This is a genomic window from Pseudomonas aphyarum (genome assembly GCF_028657055.1).
Classification (GTDB): domain Bacteria; phylum Pseudomonadota; class Gammaproteobacteria; order Pseudomonadales; family Pseudomonadaceae; genus Aquipseudomonas; species Aquipseudomonas aphyarum.
The window spans coordinates 53,517-79,466 of record NZ_JAMDGS010000022.1 but is presented as its reverse complement, the minus strand read 5'-3'; the positions used below and the strand labels follow the sequence as shown (position 1 = coordinate 79,466).

26 protein-coding genes and 1 riboswitch are annotated in these 25,950 nt (G+C 60.9%); of the genes, 11 read left to right on the top strand and 15 right to left on the bottom strand.

The genetic code is table 11. The features are described 5' to 3' along the window. Positions 1 to 2: 2 nt before the first annotated feature. The 4 genes from M5G18_RS28255 to M5G18_RS28240 form a co-directional block, all read right to left on the bottom strand. The gene (locus tag M5G18_RS28255; protein ID WP_273898703.1) at positions 3 to 1,367 is read right to left on the bottom strand and encodes a DUF1329 domain-containing protein; all 1,365 of its coding nucleotides are present in this window, start codon (positions 1,365 to 1,367) and stop codon (positions 3 to 5) included. A 28-nt stretch (positions 1,368 to 1,395) separates the two neighbouring features. Continuing rightward, entirely contained in the window at positions 1,396 to 3,285 is a 1,890-nt protein-coding gene (locus tag M5G18_RS28250; protein ID WP_273898702.1) for a DUF1302 domain-containing protein, read from the bottom strand. 336 nt (positions 3,286 to 3,621) lie between these two features. Further along, on the bottom strand, positions 3,622 to 5,304 hold the full coding sequence (locus M5G18_RS28245) for a fatty acid--CoA ligase (protein ID WP_085606947.1): 1,683 nt from the start codon (positions 5,302 to 5,304) through the stop codon (positions 3,622 to 3,624). 147 nt (positions 5,305 to 5,451) lie between these two features. Beyond that, positions 5,452 to 6,636 (bottom strand): MFS transporter, encoded by a 1,185-nt coding sequence (locus M5G18_RS28240; RefSeq protein WP_273898699.1) that lies wholly within the window; start codon positions 6,634 to 6,636, stop codon positions 5,452 to 5,454. An 84-nt stretch (positions 6,637 to 6,720) separates the two neighbouring features. On the opposite strand from M5G18_RS28240, the gene M5G18_RS28235 reads away from it, so the two are divergent. Continuing rightward, positions 6,721 to 7,494 carry an AraC family transcriptional regulator gene (locus tag M5G18_RS28235; RefSeq protein ID WP_273898697.1) on the top strand — a complete coding sequence of 258 codons (774 nt, stop codon included), beginning with the start codon at positions 6,721 to 6,723 and terminating at the stop codon, positions 7,492 to 7,494. Here M5G18_RS28235 and M5G18_RS28230 read toward each other — a convergent pair. Then, positions 7,478 to 8,107 carry a LysE family translocator gene (locus tag M5G18_RS28230; RefSeq protein ID WP_007956831.1) on the bottom strand — a complete coding sequence of 210 codons (630 nt, stop codon included), beginning with the start codon at positions 8,105 to 8,107 and terminating at the stop codon, positions 7,478 to 7,480. The two genes, M5G18_RS28235 and M5G18_RS28230, sit on opposite strands and share 17 nt — an antisense overlap. Before the next feature lie 91 nt (positions 8,108 to 8,198). Here M5G18_RS28230 and M5G18_RS28225 point away from each other — a divergent pair, with 91 nt between their 5' ends. The 3 genes from M5G18_RS28225 to M5G18_RS28215 all read left to right on the top strand — a co-directional run bounded on the left by M5G18_RS28225 (position 8,199) and on the right by M5G18_RS28215 (position 11,032). Further along, positions 8,199 to 9,164, top strand: coding sequence for a 2-hydroxyacid dehydrogenase (locus M5G18_RS28225; RefSeq protein ID WP_273898694.1), 966 nt, complete (start codon positions 8,199 to 8,201; stop codon positions 9,162 to 9,164). A 33-nt stretch (positions 9,165 to 9,197) separates the two neighbouring features. Beyond that, the gene (locus M5G18_RS28220; RefSeq protein WP_273898691.1) at positions 9,198 to 10,196 is read left to right on the top strand and encodes a class I SAM-dependent methyltransferase; all 999 of its coding nucleotides are present in this window, start codon (positions 9,198 to 9,200) and stop codon (positions 10,194 to 10,196) included. Positions 10,197 to 10,235: 39 nt separating this feature from the next. Then, a riboswitch (yybP-ykoY riboswitch) is annotated at positions 10,236 to 10,360 on the top strand. An 87-nt stretch (positions 10,361 to 10,447) separates the two neighbouring features. Continuing rightward, positions 10,448 to 11,032, top strand: coding sequence for a TMEM165/GDT1 family protein (locus M5G18_RS28215; protein WP_007956837.1), 585 nt, complete (start codon positions 10,448 to 10,450; stop codon positions 11,030 to 11,032). Positions 11,033 to 11,076: 44 nt separating this feature from the next. Here the strand turns inward: M5G18_RS28215 and M5G18_RS28210 are convergent, their stop codons facing one another. Then, positions 11,077 to 11,895 carry a M48 family metallopeptidase gene (locus M5G18_RS28210; RefSeq protein ID WP_085700865.1) on the bottom strand — a complete coding sequence of 273 codons (819 nt, stop codon included), beginning with the start codon at positions 11,893 to 11,895 and terminating at the stop codon, positions 11,077 to 11,079. Positions 11,896 to 12,158: 263 nt separating this feature from the next. Here M5G18_RS28210 and M5G18_RS29125 point away from each other — a divergent pair, with 263 nt between their 5' ends. After that, on the top strand, positions 12,159 to 14,300 hold the full coding sequence (locus M5G18_RS29125) for a methyl-accepting chemotaxis protein (RefSeq protein WP_273898685.1): 2,142 nt from the start codon (positions 12,159 to 12,161) through the stop codon (positions 14,298 to 14,300). Positions 14,301 to 14,520: 220 nt separating this feature from the next. Here M5G18_RS29125 and M5G18_RS28200 read toward each other — a convergent pair whose 3' ends face one another. Genes M5G18_RS28200 through M5G18_RS28190 form a run of 3 tightly spaced genes read right to left on the bottom strand, consistent with a single transcriptional unit; the run spans position 14,521 to position 15,633 of the window. After that, the gene (locus tag M5G18_RS28200) at positions 14,521 to 15,144 is read right to left on the bottom strand and encodes an SOS response-associated peptidase (protein WP_273898683.1); all 624 of its coding nucleotides are present in this window, start codon (positions 15,142 to 15,144) and stop codon (positions 14,521 to 14,523) included. Between the two features lie 36 nt (positions 15,145 to 15,180). After that, positions 15,181 to 15,441 (bottom strand): putative signal transducing protein, encoded by a 261-nt coding sequence (locus tag M5G18_RS28195; RefSeq protein ID WP_011335895.1) that lies wholly within the window; start codon positions 15,439 to 15,441, stop codon positions 15,181 to 15,183. 9 nt (positions 15,442 to 15,450) lie between these two features. Then, a complete protein-coding gene (locus tag M5G18_RS28190) occupies positions 15,451 to 15,633 on the bottom strand; it encodes a CPXCG motif-containing cysteine-rich protein (RefSeq protein ID WP_011335896.1) in 183 nt (60 codons plus the stop codon). Positions 15,634 to 15,775: 142 nt separating this feature from the next. Here M5G18_RS28190 and M5G18_RS28185 point away from each other — a divergent pair, with 142 nt between their 5' ends. After that, entirely contained in the window at positions 15,776 to 16,939 is a 1,164-nt protein-coding gene (locus M5G18_RS28185) for a 1-acyl-sn-glycerol-3-phosphate acyltransferase (protein ID WP_170929378.1), read from the top strand. 49 nt (positions 16,940 to 16,988) lie between these two features. Here M5G18_RS28185 and M5G18_RS28180 read toward each other — a convergent pair whose 3' ends face one another. Next, positions 16,989 to 17,267, bottom strand: a complete 279-nt coding sequence (locus M5G18_RS28180) for a hypothetical protein (RefSeq protein WP_007951673.1) — start codon at positions 17,265 to 17,267, stop codon at positions 16,989 to 16,991. A gap of 194 nt (positions 17,268 to 17,461) precedes the next feature. On the opposite strand from M5G18_RS28180, the gene M5G18_RS28175 reads away from it, so the two are divergent. Further along, positions 17,462 to 17,668: a hypothetical protein gene (locus tag M5G18_RS28175; protein WP_039766399.1), complete on the top strand. Its 207-nt coding sequence runs from the start codon at positions 17,462 to 17,464 to the stop codon at positions 17,666 to 17,668. Positions 17,669 to 17,927: 259 nt separating this feature from the next. Here M5G18_RS28175 and M5G18_RS28170 read toward each other — a convergent pair whose 3' ends face one another. Beyond that, positions 17,928 to 18,512: a YajG family lipoprotein gene (locus tag M5G18_RS28170; protein ID WP_011335900.1), complete on the bottom strand. Its 585-nt coding sequence runs from the start codon at positions 18,510 to 18,512 to the stop codon at positions 17,928 to 17,930. A gap of 189 nt (positions 18,513 to 18,701) precedes the next feature. On the opposite strand from M5G18_RS28170, the gene M5G18_RS28165 reads away from it, so the two are divergent. Beyond that, positions 18,702 to 18,935 (top strand): hypothetical protein, encoded by a 234-nt coding sequence (locus M5G18_RS28165; protein ID WP_039766297.1) that lies wholly within the window; start codon positions 18,702 to 18,704, stop codon positions 18,933 to 18,935. Between the two features lie 700 nt (positions 18,936 to 19,635). After that, a complete protein-coding gene (mqo, locus tag M5G18_RS28160) occupies positions 19,636 to 21,144 on the top strand; it encodes a malate dehydrogenase (quinone) (protein ID WP_115079176.1) in 1,509 nt (502 codons plus the stop codon). A 75-nt stretch (positions 21,145 to 21,219) separates the two neighbouring features. On the opposite strand, the gene M5G18_RS28155 is transcribed toward mqo, so the two are convergent. The 3 genes from M5G18_RS28155 to M5G18_RS28145 all read right to left on the bottom strand — a co-directional run bounded on the left by M5G18_RS28155 (position 21,220) and on the right by M5G18_RS28145 (position 22,696). Continuing rightward, a complete protein-coding gene (locus M5G18_RS28155; protein ID WP_007951679.1) occupies positions 21,220 to 21,507 on the bottom strand; it encodes a PA4642 family protein in 288 nt (95 codons plus the stop codon). Between the two features lie 63 nt (positions 21,508 to 21,570). Then, on the bottom strand, positions 21,571 to 22,050 hold the full coding sequence (locus M5G18_RS28150; protein ID WP_007951680.1) for a hypothetical protein: 480 nt from the start codon (positions 22,048 to 22,050) through the stop codon (positions 21,571 to 21,573). A gap of 88 nt (positions 22,051 to 22,138) precedes the next feature. Beyond that, positions 22,139 to 22,696, bottom strand: coding sequence for a hypoxanthine-guanine phosphoribosyltransferase (locus M5G18_RS28145; RefSeq protein WP_007951681.1), 558 nt, complete (start codon positions 22,694 to 22,696; stop codon positions 22,139 to 22,141). 165 nt (positions 22,697 to 22,861) lie between these two features. Between M5G18_RS28145 and upp the strand changes: the two genes are divergently transcribed. Together upp and M5G18_RS28135 are read left to right on the top strand one after the other, a co-directional pair. Continuing rightward, complete coding sequence (gene upp / locus M5G18_RS28140; RefSeq protein ID WP_007951682.1) at positions 22,862 to 23,500, top strand: uracil phosphoribosyltransferase; 639 nt, start codon at positions 22,862 to 22,864, stop codon at positions 23,498 to 23,500. Positions 23,501 to 23,502: 2 nt separating this feature from the next. Continuing rightward, positions 23,503 to 24,777, top strand: a complete 1,275-nt coding sequence (locus M5G18_RS28135) for a uracil-xanthine permease family protein (protein WP_007951684.1) — start codon at positions 23,503 to 23,505, stop codon at positions 24,775 to 24,777. 145 nt (positions 24,778 to 24,922) lie between these two features. On the opposite strand, the gene hemH is transcribed toward M5G18_RS28135, so the two are convergent. After that, positions 24,923 to 25,945, bottom strand: a complete 1,023-nt coding sequence (gene hemH / locus M5G18_RS28130) for a ferrochelatase (RefSeq protein ID WP_273898673.1) — start codon at positions 25,943 to 25,945, stop codon at positions 24,923 to 24,925. Between the last annotated feature and the right edge of the window lie 5 nt (positions 25,946 to 25,950).

Genomic DNA, 25,950 nt, shown 5'->3' with positions numbered 1-25,950 from the left:
GCTTAGCGAATACCGTCCTGGCGCAGGGCGGCCGGCGAGAAGTCGCTGATGGTGGCGGTGAAACCAAAGTCATAGGCCCGGCTTTCTTCGTTCTTCATGCCCAGTGCCAGATAACGGCCGGACTGCAGATCGTAGAGAGTTTCCAGGGTGTACCACGGCACCTGAACGTTGTAGTAGTCCTGGGCGTGAGCTTCCGCAACGCGCCACAGCTGGTTGCGACCGTCGTAGTGATCGATCACGGCCGCTTGCCAGGTGTCTTCGTCGATGAAGAAGTCACGCTTGGCGTAGATGTGACGCTGGCCTTCCTTCAGGGTCGCGGTCACGTGCCAGACGCGGCGCAGCTCATAGCGCGCCAGATCCTGGTTGATGTGCCCGGCCTTGATGATGTCGGCGTACTTGAGCTTCGGATCGTCGAGCTTGTAGCTGTCGGAGGCGATGTACATCTCTTGTTTGCCGACCAGTTTCCAGTCGTAGCGATCCGGTGCGCCGTTGAACATGTCCAGGTTGTCGGAAGTCCGCAGACCATCCGCCGCGGTACCCGGGCCGTCATAGGACACTTGCGGTGCGCGACGTACACGACGCTGACCGGCGTTGTAGACCCACGCCGAACGCGGCTCCTTCACTTGGTCGAGGGTTTCGTGCACCAGCAGCACACCACCGGCCAGACGTGCCGGCGCGGTCACTTTCTGCTTGAAGTAGAACAGGATGTTGCCCGGGTTCGCCGGATCGTAATCCTTCATCCGGTCACGGAACACGAACTGATCCTGGAAGTACACCAGGCTGAACGAGCCGTTCGGTTGCGGCGTGGCCTGGGTCACCAGACGGGTCACGCTGCCGCCGCGATAGCGGGTGATGTGGTTCCAGATGACTTCCACACCGGTTTTCGGAATCGGGAACGGCACGGCGGTATCGAAGTTTTCCAGGCCGTTACCGCCTTGCACCAGATTAGTGGTGGTGGCGTTTTTCTTGATGGCGGCGAACACCGCATCCGGCACGGTGGCACCGCGATGGGACGGATAGACCGGCATCTTGAAGGTTTCAGGGTAACGCTGGAACATCGCGTACTGACCCGGCGCGAGCTTGGCCTTGTACTGATCGACGTTCTGTTTGGTAATAGTGAACAGCGGTTTTTCGCTGGCGTACGGGTCGGACAGGAAGCCTTTGCTGTCAGCGGTGCCGGCATTTTTCGGCATCGGTTTCCAGGCCGGGATCGAGCCGTCGGCGTTACCGGCCATTTCGGCGCCCATCGGGGTCAGGCTCTTGCCCAGCTTGTCCGCTTCGGCGGCGGGCACCGCCGCCATGACACCGGTCGCCAGCAGCGACAGGCCCAGAACACCGGCGTGGAACAGACTTTTTGTTATTTTCATAAATTCGTTCGTCCTGAAAATGCAGTGCTTAGAAGTTCACGCCGAAGCTGAGCGCCACGAAGTCGCGGTCATCCACGGTGGTGTACTTGCCGTCGAAGAAGTTGGTGTAGGCCAGGCTCGCGGTGTAGGTGTTCTGGTACTCGGCATCGACGCCCAGGCTCACCGCCTTGCGACCTTCCTCGAAGTTGCCGCCAGGGCCTGGCGAGTAACCGCTGACGTCGTGGGACCAGGCCACGTTCGGCTTGAGGTTCACGCCGGCGAACACGTCGTTGTATTCCCAGATGGCGCGACCGCGATAACCCCACGAAGTCGAAGTGGTAAAGCCTTCGTCGGTGCAGTTGCGGCTACGGTTGTTCTGCGGCGAGCCGGGCCCCGCACCGTTGATGGTGCTGGCGTTGAGGATGTTGGCGCAGGTGTTGGCACCGCCCGTGGCCGGCAACTCGCCCGGACCGTAGACCGGATCACGGCCGTAACGGACGTCGGAGGTGCTTTCCAGGCCGCCGACGTGAGTCACGCCCACTTCGCCCACCAGGGTCAGACGGCTGGCGCCCATGACCTGATCGAAGAAGTGCGTCAGGGTGGTCTGGAACTGGGTGATTTCCTTGCGGCGGTAGCCGTGCAGGTCCTGGCCCGGCACACCGGTCAGCAGCGATGCGTTGCTCAATGCGCCGCCCAGCGGACGCACACCGGCGAACAGGATGTCGGTGGAGTTCAGTTGCACCGGCGCGTTCGGACGGTAGCTGATCTCACCGCTCCACGCGGTACCGGTAGGCAGGGTGGTGGAGAAGCTCAGGCCATACAGGCGAATGTCTTCAGGGTATTCAACGAAGTACTCCGAATTGCCGGCCACCAGCAGTGGTGCAAGCGCAGCGAACGGCCCCGGCAATCCCCTGGCGGTGTTGTAGACCGACTGTGGCGCCCCCGTAGCGCTGAAGATCGGCGCACGGCTGTGGTAGTTCATGAAGTACGCGCCGAACTCGGTGTCGAGTGGGTCGAACATGTATTTGAAGGACGCGCCCCACTGGCCGCTGTCCCGTGCATCGCGATCGCCGCCGCGACGCACCAGTACGCCTTCCTGGTTGATGTCGACACCGTTGGCAGCCAGTGGGCCCAGGGCGATGGCAGGAATGGTCGAACGCTTGTTCAGCACCCGCAGGTTGCTGTCGCAACCGTCGGCAATGATGTCCGGCTGGGAGAAGAAAGTGCCGCAGTTGTCGACGACGGTCTGGTCCCACTCAAGCTGGTAGAACGCTTCGGCGGACAGGTTTTCGGTCAGGCTCTGGGACACGTAGAACATGTTGACCGGGATCAGGCCTTCCTTAATCTCGGCGCCCGGACGACGGAACGCGGACACGTCGATCGGGTTGATCGAGTTGATGCCGCCGCCGATGAAGGTACTTTCACCCCAGCTCACCACCTGTTTGCCCAGACGCACGGAGCCTGGCTGATCGGCGATCGAGTAGTTGTGGTAGACGAAGGCGTCGAGGATCTGACCGCCGGCGGACTTGGCGCCTTCCTTGCGGTTGTTGTCGCTGATGTCCTTGAACTCGCGGCTCTCGTCCTTCAGTTCGAAGTCGTACCAGTACTTGCCACGGACGAACACGCCGGTGTCGCCGTATTTCAGTTCAAGGTCATGGATGCCCTTGAAGATCTTCGAGAAGGTTTCGCCGCTCTTGAAGTTGGCGTGGCCGTCGTCGGAAGTCTGGGACAGACCGTGACCGCCGTTGTTGACGCCGATGAGGTTCTTGTTCGGGCTCTGGGTGGACCAGCTGGCACCGATCGACAGGGAGGAGTCGAACTGGCCTTCGATTTCACCGACGTTGAAACTGACGCCGAATGCGGGCCCGGCGAGCGAAGAAGCAAGACTGACGGCCAGAGGCAGCTTTGCCCGGCGCCAGAACTGGTTTACTGAGGTCATCGACGCTACTCCATGTGCATTATTGTTATGGCAGTGAGTACTTTTAAAAACGCCTGAAGGACCGGGCGCCAGAGGCTTCCCGAAATCGCTTCAATGTTGCATCGCCCCGTTTGTGCGTGTGCCCCGTTCTTAAAAATCCTTGAGCGGACTATAGCCAGCAGGTGGTACTGCTTGATCCCTCTAAAGTGTGATTTGCAGCTGCCGACCACTCTGGAACAGTCCTTTCGCCAGTCCGACACATGTCGGCACGGCAAGGATGGCTGAAAATTCGGATTTCACAAGCCAAGCGCTTGCTTGGTGGGTCTGGCGCGCCGTTTTCGGCGCGCCAGAGGACGCTCAGAGCGTCGAGAGGAAGGTGCTGTTGTTGGCCTGCCATTCGGTGATGTCGAGGCGGATGCGCTTCTTGTCGAGCTTGCCGACACTGGTCTTGGGAATTTCAGTAACAAGCGCGATCTGGCTCGGGATGGCCCACTTGCTCAAGTGCCCCAGTTCAACGAACGGCTTGAGGTGTTCCTTGAGCTCGCGCGCCCCGATGGCGTGCCCTTCACGGACCACCAGCAAGGCAAACGGGCGCTCGCCCCACTGTGGATCGGCGATGCCCACCACTGCTACTTCACGTACCGCGACGTGACGGCTGATCAGGTCTTCGAGGTCCAGCGAAGAGATCCACTCGCCGCCGGTCTTGATCACGTCCTTGATCCGGTCGCGGATGTCGATCACGCCCATGCTGTCCAGCGTGGCGACGTCGCCGGTGTGCAGCCAGCCGCCGGCCCACAGCTCGGCGCCCTTCTGCGGCTCGTTGAAATAACCCTCGGTCAGCCACGGTGCGCGCAGCACCAGTTCGCCCTGGGTCTCGCCGTCGGCCGGGAGGAAATTGCCCTCGGTGTCGACGATCGCCGCTTCGACCAATGGCCCCGGCACGCCGGCCTTGATCCGGTAGGTGGTGCGTTCGTCTTCGGTGCCTGCCATCAATTCATCGTTCAGATGCGCGCACGAAACCAGTGGCCCGGTTTCCGACATGCCATACGCGGCCGTCAGTTGAATGCCCTTGCTCTTGGCCGTTTCATACAGCGTGCGATTGAGCGCACTGCCGCCGATGACGATTTTCCAGCCGCCAAAATCGGTGCCTTGCGCGCCCTTGGCGTTGAGCACCATCTGCAGGATGGTCGGCACACAGTGGGAGAACGTGACCTTTTCCTTGCGCCACAGCTCGACCAGGAATTCCGGGTCGTAACGCCCCGGATAAACCTGCTTGAGCCCAAGCATGGTCGCCACATACGGCAGACCCCACGCATGCACGTGAAACATCGGGGTGATCGGCATGTACACGTCGTTGGTGCCCAGCAGCCGCACGCTGTCGATGGCGCCCATGATGGTCGACACGCCCATGGTGTGCAGCACCAGTTGCCGATGGGTGAAATACACGCCTTTCGGGTTGCCAGTGGTGCCCGTGGTGTAGAACGTAGTGGCGACCGAGTTTTCGTCGAAATCCTGGAAGTCGTACTGCGGACTCGCGGCCGCCAGCAGTTGCTCGTACTCGCCGACCAGATTCGGCAGATCGGCAGTTTTTTCCGGCAGATCGGTCAGCAGCAGGGTTTTCTCCACCGTGGTCAGGTGCGGCGCGATGGCCTGGTACAGCCCGACGAACTCGCTGTTGACCAGCACGAAGCGGTCCTCGGCGTGGTTCATGGTGTAGAGAATCTGTTCCGGCGAAAGGCGCACGTTGATGGTGTGAATCACCGCGCCGATCATCGGAATCGCAAACATGCACTCCAGGTAGCGATGGCTGTCCCAGTCCATCACCGCCACGGTGTCACCGGCCTTCACGCCGGCCGCCGTCAGCACGTTGGCCAGCCGCGCGACCCGCTCGATCAGGGTCGGGTAGCTGTAGCGCAGCTGGTCACGGTAGATGATCTCGCGGGTTTTCTCGTAACGGGCGCCCGACATCAGCAGCCGTTTGATCAGCAGTGGATACTGGTACGCCCCTTCGGCGGGCGGAATAACGCGAGTCTGCAACATAAGAATCCCTTTTCTGACTGCACGGTGTTGGCTTTGGAGTTTCGTACTCTAGAACCCTTATACGTCAGCCAAATCAGCCAAAGGAATGATTTGCAGAGCCGTACAAATGCTAGCTTTGCGCCAGCATTTTCCGGTATTCGTCACCGCTTAGGCCGTTTGCCCTACGGCCGCTTCAGAAGGTGTGCGTGGGAAAACCACCGCAGCGAGGAAAGTCAAAGCGCCAAAACCCGCCAGAATCAGATAAAGCCCCACAAAACCGTGGCGCGGTTCGACATAAGAAATCAGCGGAATCGCCGTCGCACTGGCACCGAACGATAAACAGTAACGCAAGGCAAACACCCGCGACTGCCATTGCGGCGCCACGAAGTTGGCGACCATCGAATCGTTCACCGTCACCTGGCCGAACACCACGAACATGAACGCGGCACCAACGGCGATCACCGCCCATCCGTCGACGTACGCCAACGCAAACAGCAACGGCGCCTGGCACAACGTCAGCGCGATAAACGGCCACTTCAGGCTGACGCGGTGCAACACCCGGCCGATGCTCAACTGGGCAATCGCACCGAAGGCATAGGCCAGACTGACCACCACACCGAGGGTTTGCGGCGAGGCGAACAGGTCATGCAAGCGGTCCTGAAACAGTTTTGGGTAGGTCATGGTGGTGGCGTTGAACACCACCCCGCCGGTGGCCGTGGCCAGAGCCAACACGCCGAATACCATGACCATCGAAATGCGCTGGCCGCCTGCGCCTTTGAGCGCGGTGTGCGGGCGCTTGGGAATCGGCTCCTCGCGCACCTGCAAGGCAAAACCGATCCCCAGCACGATCGCCACCGCTCCCGGGATCAGAAACGCCGAGCGCCAGCCGAACTGCGCCACCAGCAGTCCGGTAATCAGCGCGGAGAACGCCACACCGAGGTTGCCCCACATGCCGTTGATACCGATCTCGCGCCCGCGATTCTGCGCATAGGCCACCAGCATCGCCGTGCCGACCGGGTGATAGATCGCGGCGAAAATGCCGATCAGGGTCAGGCCGATGACCAGCATCGTCGGGCTGTTACTGAAGCCGGTGAAAATCGCCGAGGCACCGATGCCGAAGAAAAACACCAGCATCATCTGCCGCCGACTCCAGTGATCGCCCAGCCAGCCGGCCGGTAGCGAACACGCGCCGAACGCGATGAAGCCACCCAGCGACAGGCCGATCAGCGCGGCATAGTCGAGGGCGAAGGCCTGGGTCATGCCAAGCACGGCGGCGGGGAAAATCAGCATGAACATGTGATCGATCACATGGGCGGCGTTGATGTAGCGAATGACGTTTCTGGACTGGTTCATGACGGCACGCTTTACGTTGTAGTGAGCGCTCATGCTAAGTTGGCCGGAAAGCGCATTCCTGCCAACCAAGTCATCGAATCCGACATGTTGATCAGCCATTTCGAACACGGACCGGTCAGTGCCTATCCCCGGGACTATCTGGACGGCTCGCACCAGCCGCTGCACCTGCACCGCGAGGCGCAATTGCTCTACGCCGTGAGCGGGGTGATGCGGGTGGTGACGGCGCAAGGTGCCTGGGTACTTCCGCCGAGTCGCGCGGTGTGGATTCCGCCCGAAGTCGCCCACGAGATTTTCATGTCCGGCGATGTGCAGATGCGTTCACTGTTCATCGCCCCCGAACTGGCGCCGGCCAGCCTGCGAAACTGCTGTGTGCTGGCGGTCACGCCATTGCTGCGCGAACTGATCCTGCGTGCGGTGCAGGGCCCGCCGCATGCCGACAATCCGCTGATCCAGCAACTGATGCTGGAGGAACTCGCCAGCCTCGAAAATCTGCCGCTGCACATCCCGATGCCCACTGACCGGCGCCTGCAAGGCATTTGCCTGGCGCTGTTGCGTACGCCGGATCATCCCAACACTTTGGAAGACTGGGCGCAGCAGGTCGGCGCCAGCTCACGCACGTTGGCGCGGCTGTTCCAGCAACAACTGAAGATGAATTTCAATGCCTGGCGCCAGCAACTGCGTCTGATGGAAGCCCTGCCCCGCCTGCTCGCCGGGGACAGCGTGCAGAGCGTGGCGCGGGATCTGGGTTACGGCAGCGCGCGGGCGTTCAGCGCGATGTTTCGCCGTTTGCTCGGGGACAATCCCCGGGAGTACCTCAACGCCCTGAATCAGCTTCGCTCGATCAATGCATCTCGGTGAACGCGAGTTTCACGCCAATCGCGATCAGTACAGCGCCCATGGTGCGGTCGAACCAGTGGCCCATGCGGGCGAAACCGGCGCGCACGCGCTGCTGGCTGAACAGCATGGCTACCAGGCAGAACCAGGTGGCGGTCGCAACGGCGAGATAAATGCCGTAACCGGCCTGGACGGTCAGCGGGGTGTGCGGGTTGATCACCACGGTGAACAGCGACAGGAAGAACAGCGTGGCTTTCGGGTTCAGGCCGTTGGTCACGAAGCCCGAGGTGAAGGCGCCACGTGCGGTGCGCTCACCGGCCTCTTTATGCAGATCATCGGTCACGGTTTTCGCCGGTTGCGCGCGCAGGGCCTTGAAGCCGATGTACAGCAGGTAAGCGGCCGCCGCCCACTTCAGGGCGTTGAACAGCACGATCGATTGGGAAACGATCAGGCCGATCCCCAACAGCGAATAACCGACGTGCAGGAAAATCGCCGTGCCCACGCCCAGCGCGGTCCAGGTTCCGGCACGTCGACCATGGGTCACGCTTTCGCGCACCACCACGGCGAAATCAGGACCGGGGCTGGCGACGGCCAGCAGGTGAATCAGGGCAACGGTCAAGAATTCGGTCCAGTACATGGGGGCTCCTTTCGGCCAAGCGTAACGAGTTGTTTCATCTGGTAGGCTCGGCAGATTACGCCTTCCCTTCAAAGCACAACAGGTACAGTTGATGACGAACGCCCACCGCGCCGTATTCCTCGATCACCCGTCGCTGGATCTTGGCGATCTCGATCTGAGCCCTTTGCGTGACTGCTTCGGCGATCTGCAACTGTTCGCCCAGACGCTGCCTGCGCAAGTGAGCGAGCGCCTGCAAGGGGCGACCGTGGCGATCAGCAACAAGATCCTGATCGACGCCGCCGCCATGGCCGCCAACCCACAGTTGAAGCTGATCCTGATCACCGCCACCGGCACCAACAACGTCGATCTGTCCGCCGCCCGCGCCCACGGCATCACCGTGTGCAACTGTCAGGGTTACGGCACGCCGTCAGTGGCGCAACACACGATCATGCTGCTGCTCAATCTCGCCACGCGTCTGGCCGATTATCAAAAAGCCGTCGGCGAAGGTCGCTGGCAGCAGGCGAAACAGTTCTGCCTGCTGGATTACCCGATTGTCGAACTGGAAGGCAAAACCCTTGGCCTGCTCGGGCACGGCGAACTCGGCGGCGCGGTCGCACGACTGGCCGAAGCCTTCGGCATGCGCGTGCTGCTGGGGCAGATTCCAGGACGCCCGTCCCGCCCGGATCGTCTGCCGCTGGAGGATCTGTTGCCACAGATCGACGCCCTCACCCTGCACTGCCCGCTCAACGAACACACTCGACATTTCATCGGCGCCCGCGAACTCGCCTCGATGAAACCCGGCGCGTTCGTGGTCAACACCGCCCGTGGCGGGCTGATTGACGAACAGGCCCTGGCCGACGCCTTGCGCAGCGGTCATCTGGGCGGCGCGGCCACCGATGTATTGAGCGTCGAGCCGCCGACTCACGGCAATCCGCTGCTGGCCGCCGACATCCCGCGCCTGATCGTCACCCCGCACAACGCCTGGGGCAGCCGCGAAGCGCGGCAGCGAATCGTCGGCCAACTGGTCGAAAACACCCAGGCGTTCTACAGCGGTAAGGCGCTGCGGGTCGTCAGTTGATAAACTGCGGCACTTTTTTTCACAGGAGCAGTTATGGATCCGCGCAGTGAAGTACTGCTTCGTCAGGCCGAGTTATTCCAGGGTTCGGTATTGCTGGCCGGTTTGCCTGCCGATGATCTGCTGGGGCGCCTGCCCGATGCGTTTGGCTGGTGCTGGCACGCCGGCGATCAGGCCGCACTCGATGCGCGCTTCGAAGGCCGCAGCCATTTTGGCGTGAACGTGCCGGAACGCGAGTTCACCAACGCCGTGGTGTTTCTGCCCAAGGCCAAGGATCTGACCGATTACATCCTCAATGCCGTGGCTTCGCGTCTGGCCGGGCGTGAGGTGTATCTGGTCGGGGAAAAACGCAGCGGCATTGAAGGCGCCTCCAAACAGCTCAACTCGTTCGGCAAGCCGCGCAAGCTCGACAGCGCGCGCCATTGCCAGTTGTGGCAAGTGACCGTGGCCAACGCCCCGGAAGCCAAACCGCTGGAAAGCCTGGCGCAGACCTATGAACTGCCGCTGGCCGAAGGCCCGTTGAAAGTCATCAGCCTGCCGGGCGTGTTCAGCCACGGCCGACTGGATCGCGGCAGCGCCCTGCTGCTGGAACACCTGGACAAACTGCCGAGCGGTCATTTGCTGGACTTCGGTTGCGGCGCCGGCGTGCTCGGCGCGGCGGTCAAGCGTCGTTACCCGCACAATCAGGTCACGTTGCTCGACGTTGATGCCTTCGCTGCCGCCAGCAGCCGTCTGACCCTGGCCGCCAACGGTCTGGAAGCCGAGGTGCTGACCGGTGACGGCATCGATGCCGCGCCGATGGGGTTGAACGCGATTCTGAGCAACCCGCCGTTCCATGTCGGCGTTCATACCGACTATTTCGCCACCGAGAACTTGCTGCGAAAAGCAGCCAAACATCTGAAAAACGGCGGCGAACTTCGCCTGGTTGCCAACAGCTTCCTGAAGTATCAACCGCTGATCGAAGAGCATCTCGGGGTCTGCGCGATCAAGGCCGAAGGCAATGGTTTCCGGATTTACCGGGCCAAGCGCGGCTGAAAATTAGCACTTGCCGAATGGATTCTGCCTAGGCAGAATCCGCTCCGTCCTAGGGGAGTAGTCTCCCACGAGCGCCAAGCTCGTCCGGCATACGTCAACATACTTGATCCTCAGATCATGGCGTATGCGACCCAAGCGTCCGCACCAGACGGATCGCAGGGTTTGACAAGACCTATGACACGCACACCTTACCCGGGGCGGGAAGGCTGTACGTGTCATAGCCGTGTCGACCCGCCCCTTAGGAAATCCTGATGCTGGACTCGTTACTCGTTCCCACCGCAATCGTTGCCTTGGCCGAAATCGGCGACAAGACGCAACTGCTCGCGCTGATTCTCGCCGCTCGCTTTCGCAAACCCTGGCCGATCATCGCCGGTATCGTCGCTGCGACCCTGGCCAACCACGCGGCAGCCGGCGCGGTCGGCGCCTGGTTCGGCAGCTTCTTCTCCGATTCGGTCCTGCACTGGATTCTCGCCGCGAGCTTCGCCGCCACCGCCCTGTGGACGCTGGTGCCGGACAAGATGGATGACGATGAAGCCAGCACTGCCCGCAAGTTCGGGCCATTCCTGACCACGCTGATTGCGTTCTTCCTGGCGGAAATCGGTGACAAGACCCAGATCGCCACGGTGATGCTGGCGGCGCAATACCCGGAATTGTGGCTGGTGATCATCGGTACAACGGCGGGCATGCTGATCGCCAACGTGCCAGTGGTATTGGCGGGGAATTTTGCAGCAGAAAAACTGCCGCTGACCCTGATCCGTCGACTGGCCGCCTCGGCGTTCCTGATCCTGGCGATCGTCGCGGTGTACAAGGCGATGCAGAGCAGCGGCTGGGTTTGATCCGGCAGATCGCTCCCGCACCGAGTGCGGGAGCGATCATGGCTTCAGGACTTGGGCGCTTTCTCGTAAAGCGGCATGACCTTCGGAATGGCAGCTTCCAGCGAAGCGATCCGGCTGGACGATGCCGGGTGAGTGCTCATGAACTCTGGCGGTGCCCCTTCGGAAGCCTTGCTCATCTTGTTCCACAAGGTGATCGCAGCGTTCGGGTTGTACCCGGCACGCGCCGCCAGTTCCAGACCGATCAGGTCGGCTTCGTTCTCGTTGGCGCGGCTGTTGGGCAGCGTCATGCCGTAGTTGGCCACGGTGTCGGCCAGCGCCAGGCTGTCCTGTCCCAGGCCGAGCAACGCACCGGCGCCCTGCTTGGCCATTTCGATGCCATAGGCCTTGGACATTGCTTCACGACCATGCTCGCGCAGGGCGTGGGCGATTTCATGGCCCATGACCGCGGCGATTTCATCGTCAGTAAGTTTCAGACTGTCGATCAGCCCGGTGTAGAAAATGATCTTGCCGCCAGGACCGCAGTTGGCGTTGAGCTCGTCGCTCTTGATCAGGTTCACTTCCCATTTCCACTGCGCCGAATCCGGACGGAAATTCGGTGCCTGGGCGATCAGCCGGTTGGCGATGGCCTGAATGCGTTTGGCATCGTTGCTGGTCTTGTCCAGCACGCCTTTGCTGGACGCCTCGCCCACGGTCTTCTGATAGGACTGGGCATACATCTGGTCGACCTCTTGCGAGGACAGCATGCTGAACATGTACTGCTTGCGTTCCACGCCCACGGCACCGCCGCTGGTGGTGTTGACCGACTGACAACCGGCCAGCAACAGCGCTGCGCTCAGTGCACTTACAACCAATGTCTTGTTCATTCAAAAGCTCCCTGAAAACCTGCCGCGTATCCTAGGCGGGTAATTGTATCGACGCCAGATACAACGGACGTGTTGCATCTACTTTCAGAAAACTCCCGCCAGCCCTGTAGGAAAAAATTCACATCCGCCACCAGGCCCGCTGCAACTGCGTCGCGCACTGATCCATTTGCGACATTGCGCTGCAATTACTCCCTCTATACCTCATGGCTCAATAGTGGCTGCCGATACAGCAGCGCAGACGTCCTCTCGCGTGCGGAGCTCACATGAAGTTCAAGTCGATCCAGTTTTCCGTGGCCGCCCTGGCCGGCGCCATCGTACTCAGCGTAGTCGCCGCGCTGGTGCTGTACGCGCTGTTCTCCGGTGCCCGCACTCAGGAGATGGTCCAGCAACGGACCCAGGCCCAGTTCGAGCAAGTCATCGAACAGCGCCTGACATCGCTGGCGCAGACCCAGGTCAGCCAGATCCAGCGCGAACTGGAAGCGCCGCTGTTGATCGCCGGCGGACTGGTACGGGTCAACGCCCTGCTCGGCACGCCGGGCGCCGATGGCCAGCCGCGACTGACCGTCAGCCGTGAGCAACTGATCAGCCTGATCAAGGAAAACGTCGAGAAGAACCCGAAGATTCTCGGCACCTACATCGGTTGGGAAAAGAACGCACTGGACCACAATGACGCGGCCTACGTCGGCACCAGCGTGGTCGGTATCGACGCCGCCAACGGACGTTTCCTGCCGTGGTGGTTCCGCAACGACGACGGCACCCTGGGCCTGGACAAACTGGTAGACGTCGACGACCAGAAAGTCCTGTCCACCGGCGTGCGCGCCAGCGAGTACTACCTGTGCTCGAAAGAAACCAAAAAATCCTGCGTGATCGATCCCGCCCCGTACAAGGTCGGCGACAAGATCGTCATGCTCGCCTCCTTTATTGAACCGATCATGCTCAACGGCGCCTTCCAGGGCATCGTCGGCGCCGACCTGTCGGTGAACTTCATCCAGGAAATGCTCCTGGGCGCCAACCAGAAACTGTACAGCGGCGCCGGACAGATGGCCCTGATCGGCGGCAACGGCCGAATCGTTGCCTACACCAAGGATCCGAGCAAATTCGGCGAGAAGGTCAGCGACATCCTCGACGCCCAGCAGATTGCCAACATGGCCAATCTCAAGCGCGGCGAAGTGACCTACACCGTCAATAAAGAGCAAGGCCGGATCGAGTTGTACCTGCCGTTCGGCATCGGCCAGACCGACGCGCGCTGGACGCTGTTGCTGCAACTGCCGCTCGACGCGGTGATGGCAGATCTGCAAAAGCTCCAAGGCGACCTCGACGCCCAGCGCAAATCCGACACCTTCGGCATGGCCATGGTCGGTCTGATCATTGCCGGTCTTGGTTTGCTGGTGATCTGGCTGGTGGGCCACGGCATCGCCCGCCCGCTCAAACAGATGGTGACCATGCTCGACGACATTGCCCAGGGCGAAGGTGATCTGACCCGTCGTTTGACCAGTGATCGCAAAGACGAACTCGGTTCAATCGCCAAAGGCTTCAATACCTTCCTCGCCAAGTTGCAGGGGATGATCACGCAGGTGGTGTCGTCGGTACAGAGCGTAAGCGATTCCTCGGAGCACACCGCGGACATCGCGATCCGGACCAATATCGGCATTCAGAAGCAGATGGCCGAGATTGATCAGGTCGCCACCGCCGTGCAGGAAATGACCGCGACCGCGCAAGACGTGGCGCGTAACGCGACCCAGGCCGCGCAAGCCGCCAGCCACGCCGATCAGGCGGCCAGTCAGGGCATGCAAATCGTGCGCGATACGTCGAATTCGATCGGCGTGCTGGCCGTGGAAATCGGCAAGGCCGTGGACGTTGTTCAGACTCTGGCCAAGGACAGTGAAAACATCAACGCGATCCTCATCGCCATTCGCGGGATCGCCGAGCAGACCAACCTGCTGGCCCTCAACGCGGCGATTGAAGCGGCCCGTGCCGGTGAGCAGGGACGCGGATTTGCGGTGGTGGCCGATGAAGTGCGCAACCTGGCGCAGAAAACCCAGAAGGCCACCGAAGAAATCCAGAGCATGATCCAGCAACTGCAGCAGGGCACCCGCGATGTGGTGCGGGTCATGGAGGACAGCCAGAACCGCACCGACGAGAGCGTGCAGCACGCGGCCAAGGCAGCCGAGGCGCTGGAGACCATCACCCAGGCAGTGTCGGTGATCAACGACATGAACACCCAGATCGCCAGCGCTGCCGAAGAACAGAGCGCGGTGGCCGACGACATCAACCGCAACGTGATCAACATCGGCCAGGTGGCGAATGAGGTGGCGGGTGGTGCGGATGAATCGAGTTCGGCGAGTGCGGATCTGACCAAACTGGCGGAGCAGCAGCGGCGGTTGATCAATCAGTTCAAGGTGTGACGTCGAAGGCTAAAAGTCAAAAGCTCCCTCACCCTAGCCCTCTCCCGGAGGGAGAGGGGACTGATTGGGGGATATTTCAGAATGACACCGACCTGAAAGATATTCGCTGAATCCATAATCAACTCGGTGTATCAAGTCGCTGGATCGCTCAAGACACCTCGGTCGGCTCCCTCTCCCTCCGGGAGAGGGCTGGGGTGAGGGGGCTTTTGATCTGGATGCATCAGGCCGGAGTCAAACACTCCGGCCCGTTGAGCTTCGGATCATTGACCAGGTTCGCCAGCACCCGCTCGCGCAAAGCAGCAGGTTCGCTGGCGAGCAGGCCTTGCAGAACATGCAGCGGCGTTTCAGGATCAAGCCACGCCGCCTGCCCCGCCTCATCAAGAATCAACGGCCGGCGCTGACTGGCCGCAGGCTGGGTAATCACCGCCGTGCTCAGCCAGACCTGCTCCTGCACCGGATACGCTTCCCAGATCGCCGCAAAAAACAACGACGCCCCTTCTCCCGGTGTCAGCCAGTACGGCCGCTTGCGCACGTTGCCGCGCCATTCGTAGAAACCGTTGGCCGGCAGCAGACAGCGACGCAGGCGCAGGGCTTCGCGAAACATAGGCTGTTCGGCAACGGTTTCGGCCCGGGCATGGGCCGGCGTGCGCGACATGTCGGTCAGCCACGGCGGTGTCAGCCCCCAGCGGGCACGGGCCAGCGTGCGCTGGCCGTCGGGTTCGGCGCGCAGCATCAACACCGAGTCGCTGGGGGAAATGTTCCACTGCGCCTGCTGATCGGCAGGAAAACCGGGCAGGTTCGCGAAATCGCGGTTCCAGCGAAACAGGGCATAACGTCCACACATGGGGCAGCACGACTCACAAATAAAACGAACGCCAGCCTAACAGACCAGCGTCCCGGGATAGCTGTCCGGTTCATCGCCAGGCAGCGGCAGCGCGGCATTGTACGCACTGATCAGCTCGCGGGCGTATTCGGCCTGGTCGTTATCGACCGACAGGCCCAGCAGACCGAAGATCGGCAACTCCCCCGTGCCGCCCAGCAGATCGCGCCCGACCAGATGCGCCTCGATGCCCTCGCTGGCAAGCATGCCCTTGAGCATTTCGCCTTCCATCAGGTTTTCCGGTTCGTAGATTCGCTGCATGGGCGCGCCTCACTCGTTTTCGCTGAAGACTTCCAGAAACCAGTCCTCTCCATGGACCTGCAACACAAAGGTGATCGGCCGACAGCACACCTGACAGTCTTCAATATAGGTCTGGTCGCCAGCGGAGAGATCCACGGTCGTCTCGACCTCTTCACCACAATACGGACATTCATATACTGCGCTTTCCAGCATCGCGGTCTCCCGGGTGACTTGTGCGTATAATCGCCGGTCTATTTGCAGGGCTATTTTTGTCTGGCTACTTTTTCAGACCGTGCCCCGTTGGTTTTCGATCAAAACCTTTACTTACCCTAGCCGTTTCCAACAAGAGAGCATGATGGGCGAATTCGATGCCATCCGACCTTACGACGACAGCGAAGTACCTGCGGTACTGGCGCGACTGCTCGGCGACAAGGCGTTTCTAGATATCCTCACCCACTTCCGCTTCCCGCGTTTTGCCGGTGCCTTCGGCTGGATGCTCAAACCACTTATAGCCCATCGGCTGCGTCGTGAGTTTGCCGACGTGACCTCCGTGGCCACTTTGCAGGACAAGGTCGAGTTCTACGTCGACCACACCATCGAGCGCGCCACCGACGGCGTGACCTACACCGGGGTCGAGCAATTCAAGTCCGGCAGCGCTTATCTTTTCATCGCCAACCACCGCGACATCGTGATGGACCCGGCCTTCGTCAATTACGCCGTGTACCACGCCGGCCTGCCGACGCCGCGTATCGCGATTGGCGACAACCTGCTGCAAAAGCCGTTTGTCAGCGACCTGATGCGCCTGAACAAGAGCTTCATCGTTCATCGCTCGATCACCGGGCGTCGCGAGAAAATGGCCGCCTATCAACTGCTGTCGGCGTACATCAACCACTCGATCCGCAATGACTGCGCCTCGATCTGGATCGCCCAGGCCGAAGGCCGCGCCAAGGACGGCGACGACCGTACCGAGTCGGCGATCCTCAAGATGTTCCACATGAGCCGCAAGGATGAGCCGTTCGGCGAAGTCATCCAGTCGCTGAACCTGACCCCGGTGTCGATCAGCTACGAATACGACCCGTGCGACCAGGCCAAGGCCCGCGAGCTGTACATCCGCGCCACCACCGGCACCTACAGCAAGGCACCGGGCGAGGATGACGTGAGCATCGCCAAGGGCATCACCGGCTACAAGGGCCGGGTGCACGTGAACTTCGCCGCGCCGATCACCGAGCTGTTCGAGGACACCAAGCAGTTGGCGGTCGAGATGGACAAGCAGATTCTCGGCGGCTACCGGTTGTTCCCGGTGCATTACCTGGCGTACGCGCAGTGGGCCGATGCCGATCCGCAACTGAACGTGCCGAAGGCTGCCGAAGTGTTCGGTGCCGAAGAGCTGGCCAAGGCCCAGGAAGAATGGCAGAACCGTCTGGACGCCTGCCCCGAGGAGCATCGTCCGTATCTGGTACTGCAATATGCGACGCCGGTGCGCAATCAGTACCGGGTCAAGGCTGGTTTGCCGCTGTAAGCGGTTTCAGCCAGATACAAGAACGGCGCCTTCGGGCGCCGTTTTTCGTTCAGAAGCGGGTACTGATCCAGGACACCAGCAACGCCAGGCCCAGGCAGGCAAAACCGAAGCGGTAGAAGAAGCGGTTCATGCGCAGGGTCGCCCAATCGAGCACCGGTTCCTGATTCGGCTGACTCTGGCGCTGGGCCGCGATACTGGCCATCGCCCGTTGTTCACGGCGACGGGTCGCGTGCAGCAGCCAACTGCCGGGGAAGGCCAACAGCAGGGCCAGCAGGTTGATCAGTTTGGCGGGATGGGCGGTAAACAGCGTCATCAAGTGCAGCGACATCACAGACCTCAATCTAAACCGGGTATGGCGAACGCCAGACCGACGACCGCGGCGCGGATTCTACCGAAACCGTCCCCGACTGCCCTAGCCTTTGCGACAAATAACCCATCAATCGACCGATGGCTGTCCTGTGTCACGGCACCGTCATTTGTTTCAGTCACCCTGCGCGCCTCGAAACCGACACGGAACGCGACATGCTTCACGCTGAAAACCAGGATCGCCTGTACCTCATCTCCCCGTCCGACGAACAACAGACCCTCGTCGGCAGCCTGGCCTTCAATGTTCAGGACCGTCACTGGCTGGTGTATTGCGCCCTCGGCGGGCACCAGCATGCGGACTTGCCCGAGACCGACCTGCTGACTGGTGTCAGCGTTCTCGACTTCTATTCGCAAGCCGCCTAAAAGCAAAAGCACCCTCACCCTAGCCCTCTCCCGGAGGGAGAGGGGACTGACCGAGGTGAATATTTGAGCTACACCGACCTGAACTATCGAGTCGAACTCAAAATTTGAGTAGCCCCCAATCTGCTCCCTTTCCCCCTCGCCCCCTTGGGGGAGAGGGCTGGGGTGAGGGGGTAGGATCTCCCGGACAACATAAATCTACCGCCCAGAAAAAAGCCCGGAGCCATCACTGGCCCCGGGCTTTTTCACATCAACCGAATACTTACTCGGCGAGGACCTGACCCACGGTCGGATCCTTGAACAGACGGGTCAGCGCATCGCTCAGCACGTCGCTGACCAGCTTGGTGTTGGTTTCCTGGTTCGGCGCCATGCCGAAACGCTGGTCCAGCGAGGCACCGTAACGGCCGCTGTAGCGACGGTTGCCGCTCTGTACGTCGGAACGGAAGGTCGCGCCGATGGTAGCCTCGGTCACGTACATGCCTTCTTTCGGCGACTGGTATTTCAGTTCAGTCAGGGTCACGGTCAGCTGTGGAGCATTCATCGCGCCGTTGGACGGGGTGAAGCCCAGCAGACGCACGGCCGCTTCGGCCTGGGCCTGCAACTTCGGCAGGATCTGCTCGCGCTGCACGGTGATGGCGCTGGTTTCCGGGTACAGGCCGCCACGGGTGCCGAGGGTTGGCGACGGACGACCGTCGACCACGCGGACCACGACAGGCTGGCCATGGCCGACCGGTGCCAGCTGAGTGGTCAGCTTCGGTTCCGGGCTCAGTTGTTGCGGGCTGTGGGCGCAGCCAACCAGGGTCAAACTGGTCACAGTGATCAAACCGAACAACAGGCGTTGCAACATGCTCTTCTCTCCAGAATCAGGCACAGACAGGCCGGCAGTATAGCGGTGGGCCACTGTGGGTCACCAGCACTGAAATCTCAGACAAACCCCGCCGCCAGCGGTTCCTGTCACACATTCTTCACCCCCCATACACGTTCGCTTCACGTTCCTTTGACAATCTCGCCACAGATCCCCAAAAGGAACACTGCCATGCGCTATCTGATCTCGTTGTTCGCCCCACGCCCGCTGCACCGCAGCTTCGCCCTGCTCGACCGCAACGGCCATTGCCAGGCCTTCAAGCAATGCAGCCTGCAGCCAATGGGTGACGGTTGGGTCGAAATCGAGGAAATCCGCCTCAACTGGTTGCACCAGCCTTTGCCTGCCAGCGCCCGGGTCGAGCAGCAGCGCCCACGCGCACGTGCTCAGGCGATGTTGAGCATCTGACCGGATGCCTAATAAAAGTCATTAAACTCGACCAACTCCCTGCATTTCTTCGATACAATCTCCCCCCGATTATAAGGACGTCTCCTGATCGGGCCCCGCAACAGCGTCAATGCGCTTGCATTGGCATCCAAATCGCCCACAGAGAGCCGCCCACACAGATCGAGTGAAGCTGGCGTGCTTGCTGTTTCCCTGGCAAATCCCGCTTTTCGCGAATCTGCAGAGCTGTCATGACGCTCGGCCACTGAGTTGTTTGCCCCTTCGGGCACGGTGCCAGCCCCGGACAGCCCTTTTTGAGGTTCACGTCTTCAAAAGAGCGTGAAAAAAACGGGTTTTCACAACTTCACAAGAGTGTGGCGAGCAAATGAATAGTTTTGCGTCTGAACATGCACCATTAGCGTCTGAAACAGCCCAACGACACAGGAACGGGAACGCCTCGAATACCGGAGCCTGAAGCCTGTCCGCTACGGATTTGGTTGCACAAACGGATGTCTCGACCATAAGTCGAATTGCCAGCCCCGTGCCGAAATGAGTTCATGGGACTCTTTAAGCCAGGCCGCACGCATCCGTCGAAGTTGCGAAAAATTGCGAAGATTCGGACATGGCACACCTGACCAAGGATACCCGGGGCTCAACTGACCTGCCCTGGACGCCTGGCAGCCATGCCGACAATTTGGTGCTGCAGATTTTGGAGACGCGTTAAATGGCGCATAACGAAGCAGTCGACGTAGTTCTGGTTGGGGCCGGCATCATGAGTGCCACCCTCGCAGTACTGCTCAAAGAGCTCGACCCGGCGATCAAGCTGGAAGTCGTCGAGCTGATGGATTCCGGTGCCGCGGAGAGTTCCAACCCATGGAACAACGCCGGTACCGGCCACGCCGGCCTGTGCGAGCTGAACTATACACCGCAGGCTGCCGACGGCACCGTCGACATCAAGAAAGCCGTGCACATCAACACCCAGTTCGAGGTGTCGAAGCAGTTCTGGTCGTACCTGACCAAGAAGGGCACGTTCGGCTCGTGCAAATCCTTCATCAGCCCGGTGCCACACCTGAGTTACGTCGAGGGTGAGAAAGGCGTTTCGTTCCTCAAGGAACGCTTCAACGTGCTGCACAAGCACCACGCCTTCGCCGACATGGAATACACCGAAGACAAGGCGAAGATGGCCGAGTGGATGCCGCTGATGATGCCGGGTCGTCCAAAAGACCAGGTGCTCGCCGCCACCCGCGTGATCAACGGCACCGACGTCAACTTCGGCGCCCTGACCAATCAGCTGCTCAAGCACCTGACCAGCGCACCCGATGCCCAGGTCAAGTACTGCAAGCGCGTGACCGGTCTCAAGCGCAACGCCAACGGCTGGACCGTCAGCATCAAGGACGTCAACAGCGGCAGCAGCCGTGAAGTCGACGCCAAGTTCGTATTCCTCGGCGCCGGTGGCGCGGCCCTGCCGCTGCTGCAAGCCTCGGGCATCGAAGAAAGCAAAGGCTTCGGCGGCTTCCCGATCAGCGGCCAGTGGCTGCGTTGCGACAACCCGGAAGTGGTCAAGCATCACCAGGCCAAGGTTTACAGCCAGGCCGCCGTGGGTTCGCCACCGATGTCCGTGCCGCACCTGGACACCCGCGTGGTCGACGGCAAGAAATCCCTGCTGTTCGGGCCATACGCCGGTTTCACCACCAAGTTCCTCAAGCACGGCTCCTTCATGGACCTGCCGATGTCGGTTCGCGCCGGCAACATCGGCCCGATGCTGGCCGTGGCGAAAAACAACATGGACCTGACCAAGTACCTGGTCAGCGAAGTGATGCAGTCGATGGAACAGCGTCTGGAATCCCTGCGTCGTTTCTACCCGGAGGCGAAAGCCGAAGACTGGCGCCTGGAAGTGGCCGGCCAACGGGTGCAGATCATCAAGAAAGACCCGAAAAAAGGCGGCATCCTGCAGTTCGGTACCGAACTGGTGGCTGCGAAGGACGGCTCCCTCGCCGCCCTGCTCGGCGCTTCGCCAGGCGCTTCCGTGACCGTCTCGATCATGCTGGAACTGATCGAGAAGTGCTTCCCGGCCAAGGCCAAGGGTGAGTGGGCTGCCAAACTGGCGGAAATCTTCCCGGCCCGTGAAAAGGTTCTGGAAACCGACGCTGCGCTGTATCGCAAGATCAACACGCAGAACAACGTCGCGCTGGAACTGGTTGAAGCCAGCAACGAGACCGAAAGCTACGCCTGATTCGGCTCCATGAAAAACGCCCCGCACTCGATGAGTGCGGGGCGTTTTTTTATGCCTGTGGAAAACTTCGGGCGATCAGCCGCGTGCTTTCTCGATCAGCTCGATGTATTCCGGGGCGTTGCGCTGATCGCGGATCTGGTCGACGAAGGTCTTGCCGTGCTCGTCCTTGCCATCCACGTCATAACCGGCTGCAACGAAGAACGTCAGGAAACGCTCGAAATCGTCGATGCGCAGGCCACGGTAAGCCTTGACCAGTTTGTGCAGCGACGGCGAGGTGGCGTCGACCGGCTCAAAATCGAGGAACAGCTTGATCTGCTCATCGCCGATCTCGTCACCAATCACTTGCTTCTTATCTTTACGCATTGCCGACTCCAGCTCGCAGACATTTCACGGGGCGGGCAGTTTACCCCTGCGCAGGCACAAGGCTCAACGCGAGCGCGTGCTGCCGGTGTGCAAATCGGCCCAGATGTGGCCGTTGGCGTAGGTCAGGAACTGGCAATACACGGTGTCATTGCGCAACAGATCGATCACCACCCGGTACTGGGCCAGCGGGTAGAACAGCGTCAGGGTCTTGCTCTTGTCGTCATACACCGGTTTTTTCAGGCTTTTGCTTTCGCCATCGAAGTTGACCAGCACCTGATTGATCGTCGCGCCCTTGTTCAGGGATTTGCCCTTGAGGCGGATCATCAAAGGCGAGGTCACCGGGATCGGCTGCTGATTGGACTGACGCTGGGCCCCCACGACCACTGAATAGTCGGTGACCTGCAACAGTTGCTGCTGCTCGGGTTCGGCATCACGCAGGGTCAGATCGTCCGGCGGCAGGAATTGGCTGTGCATCGGGGCGGCGGCCAGGGGCAGGCTGAGGGTCAGCAACAGGGCGGCGCAGCTGCGGATCAAGAGGCTCATGACAGGCTCCGGGGGGGCGGGGCCGAGCACTTTAGCAGTCTTTAAAAGCAAAAGATCGCAGCCTGGGGCTGCGATCTTTCAGGGGTTCTTACATGCCTTTGACGGCGAAGATCCCGTTGGCGTTGCGCCAGTAGCCTTTGTAGTCCATGCCGTAACCGAAGATGTAACGGTCAATGCACGGCAGACCGACGAAATCGGCTTTCAGGTCAGGACGGGCCTTGCGGTCGTGATCCTTGTCGATCAGCACGGCGGTGTGCACTTTGCGCGCGCCGGCGTGACGGCAGAAGTCGATGATCGCGCCCAGGGTGTGACCTTCGTCGAGGATGTCGTCGATGATCAGCACGTCGCGGTCGATGAACGAGACTTCCGGCTTGGCTTTCCAGAACAGGTCGCCGCCGCTGGTTTCGTTGCGATAACGGGTGGCGTGCAGGTAGGACGCTTCCAGCGGGAACTGCAGATGGGTCAGCAGTTTGCCGGAGAAGATCAGGCCGCCGTTCATCACGCAGAACACCACCGGGTTGCTGTCGGCCAGTTGTTCGTTGATTTGTGCACCGACGCGGGCAATGGCAGCCTCGACTTCAGCTTCGGTGTACAGGCAGTCAGCCTCTCGCATGATTTGACGGATATGCTCGAGATCAGCGGACATGGCGCTCTCCAAGGGGGGTCTGTTTCGGAAAAGCGGGCAAAGGTACGCATCCCGCACGGCCGAATCAAGCATTTGTGGACTAACGTACTGTATGTCCTATAGGACATCACCCTCGGATAGATTAATCTAGGCCGGTTTTTTTGCCCGCCGCCGGAGCCTTTCCCCATGTCCATCCAAGAGATCCGCCATCCGCTGATCCGTCACAAACTTGGCCTTATGCGCCGTGCAGACATCAGCACCAAGAATTTCCGCGAGCTCGCTCAGGAAGTCGGTGCCCTGTTGACCTATGAAGCTACCAAAGACCTGCCGCTGGAAACCTACGATATCGAAGGTTGGTGCGGCACTGTGTCGGTCGAGAAAATCGCCGGCAAGAAGATTACCGTCGTGCCGATCCTGCGTGCCGGCATCGGCATGCTCGAAGGCGTCCTGAGCCTGATCCCGGGTGCGAAAGTCAGCGCCGTCGGCGTTGCCCGTAACGAAGAAACCCTGCAGGCCCACACCTATCTGGAAAAACTGGTTCCGGAAATCGACGAACGTCTGGCGATGATCATCGACCCGATGCTCGCCACCGGCAGCTCCATGGTCGCGACCATCGACCTGCTGAAGAAGGCCGGTTGCAAGGACATCCGCGCGATGGTGCTGGTTGCCGCGCCGGAAGGCATTGCCGCTGTCGAGAAAGCACACCCGGACGTGATCATCTACACCGCGTCCATCGATCAGAAACTCAACGAGCACGGTTACATCATTCCTGGGCTTGGCGATGCCGGTGACAAGATCTTCGGCACCAAGCAGAAGGACGCGTAAGCATGCAGCAAGAGTTCAACGATCCGCTCTGGCGCACGGTGCTGTCCGGCGCGCAGATGCTGTTCGTGGCTTTCGGCGCCCTGGTGCTGATGCCACTGATCACGGGCCTGGACCCGAACGTGGCACTGTTTACCGCGGGTCTGGGCACGATTCTGTTCCAGATCGTCACCGGGCGTCAGGTGCCGGTGTTCCTGGCATCGAGCTTCGCCTTCATCACCCCGATCATTCTCGCCAAGGGCCAGTTCGGCCTTGCCGCGACCATGGGCGGCGTGATGGCGGCCGGTTTCGTCTACACCTTCCTCGGCCTGGCCGTGAAGATCAAAGGCACCGGCTTCATTGACCGTCTGCTGCCGCCAGTCGTCATTGGTCCGGTGATCATCTCCATCGGCCTGGCCATGGCGCCGATTGCCGCGAACATGGCGATGGGCAAGGCCGGCGACGGTTCGGAGCTGATCCATTACCAGACCGCGATGATGATCTCGATGCCGGCGCTACTGACCACGTTGATCGTGGCGGTATTCGGCAAAGGCATTTTCCGCCTGGTGCCGATCATTTCCGGCGTGCTGGTGGGTTTCGCCATGTCCTTCTATTTCGGTGTCGTCGACACCGCGAAGATTGCGGCAGCCCCATGGTTTGCACTTCCTCATTTCACCGCGCCGGAGTTCAACTGGCAGGCGATCCTGTTCATCGTCCCGGTGGCGCTGGCCCCGGCCATCGAGCACATCGGCGGCGTGATTGCCGTTGGCAGCGTGACCGGTCGCGACTACCTGAAGAAACCAGGCCTGCATCGCACCCTGCTCGGTGACGGCATCGCCACCACCGCAGCCGGCCTGTTCGGCGGCCCGCCCAACACGACCTACGCCGAAGTGACCGGTGCGGTGATGCTGACCAAGAACTACAACCCGAAAATCATGACCTGGGCGGCGATCTTCGCCATCACCCTGGCGTTCATCGGCAAGTTCGGCGCCCTGCTGCAAAGCATTCCGGTGCCGGTGATGGGCGGGATTCTGTGCCTGTTGTTCGGTTCGATCGCGGCGGTGGGGATGAACACCCTGATCCGTCACAAGATCGATCTGGGCGAAGCGCGCAATCTGGTGATCGTTTCGGTGACTCTGGTGTTCGGTATCGGCGGTGTGCTGGTCGGCACTGGCACAGGTCCCGACGACTTCGGCCTCAAAGGCATCGCGCTGTGCGCGGTGGTGGCGATTGCGCTGAACCTGATCCTGCCGGGCAATGACAGCTGGAAACACAAGAAGGCGGATGAGCCGCTGATCTAAGCCTTAGCTTCAAGATCGTTCCCACGCGGATCACCCCACACTGATCGTTCCCACGCTCTGCGTGGGAATGCCTCTGGGGACGCTCCGCGTCCAGTGACGCAGAGCGTCACGAGCTGCATTCCCACGCGGAGCGTGGGAATGATCATCAAAGGGCCAGTGGCGCCCGTTCACACAGGGTTGCCAACGCCTTCGCCCATTGCGGGTCGTCATTCAGGCACGGCACCAGCACCAGCTCCTCTCCCCCTGCCTCGCGGAACTGTTCCTTGCCGCGATCACCGATCTCTTCCAGGGTCTCGATGCAATCGGCAACAAACGCCGGGCACATCACCAGAATCTTCTTCACGCCGCTCTTGGCCAGTTCATCCAGCCGCGCTTCGGTGTAGGGTTCGATCCACTTTGCCCGACCCAGCCGCGACTGAAACGACACCGACCATTTGCCATCCGGGATACCCATGCGCTTGGCAAACTCGGCCGCCGTGCGCAGGCACTGGCCGCGATAGCAGGTCGCAACGACTTCCGGCGGCGCACCGGCGCAGCAGTCGCCGCCGCCCTCGAAACTGTGCCCCGGATTGAGTTTTTTCAGGTGCCGCTCCGGCAAACCGTGAAAGCTCAACAACAGGTGATCGTAATCCTGCTGCAAATGCGGTTTGGCGCTCGCCACCAAGGCGTCGAGGTATTCCGGCTGATCGTAGAACGGCTGCAACACCGACAGTTGCACATCGAGCTTCTTCTCGCGCAGCACCCGTTTGGCTTCTTCAATCACCGTGGTGGTGGTGCTGTCGGCGAACTGTGGATAAAGCGGCGCAAGGGTGATGCGTTTGTGCCCCGCCGCGACCAGTTTCATCAGGCTGTTCTCAATCGACGGCTCGCCGTAACGCATCGCCAGTTCCACCGGGCCACGGGTCCACTGAGACGTCATCTGCTGTTGCAGGCGACGGCTGAGCACCACCAGCGGCGAACCCTCGGCCCACCAGATCGAGGCGTAGGCATGGGCCGACTGCTCCGGGCGCTTGATCAGGATCAGCGACACCAGCAGACGCCGCACCGGCCATGGCAGGTCGATCACGTACGGGTCCATCAGGAATTGATTGAGGTAGCTGCGCACGTCGGCCACCGAAGTGGAGGCCGGCGAACCCAGGTTGACCAGAAGCAAGGCGTGATCGGTCATGCAAC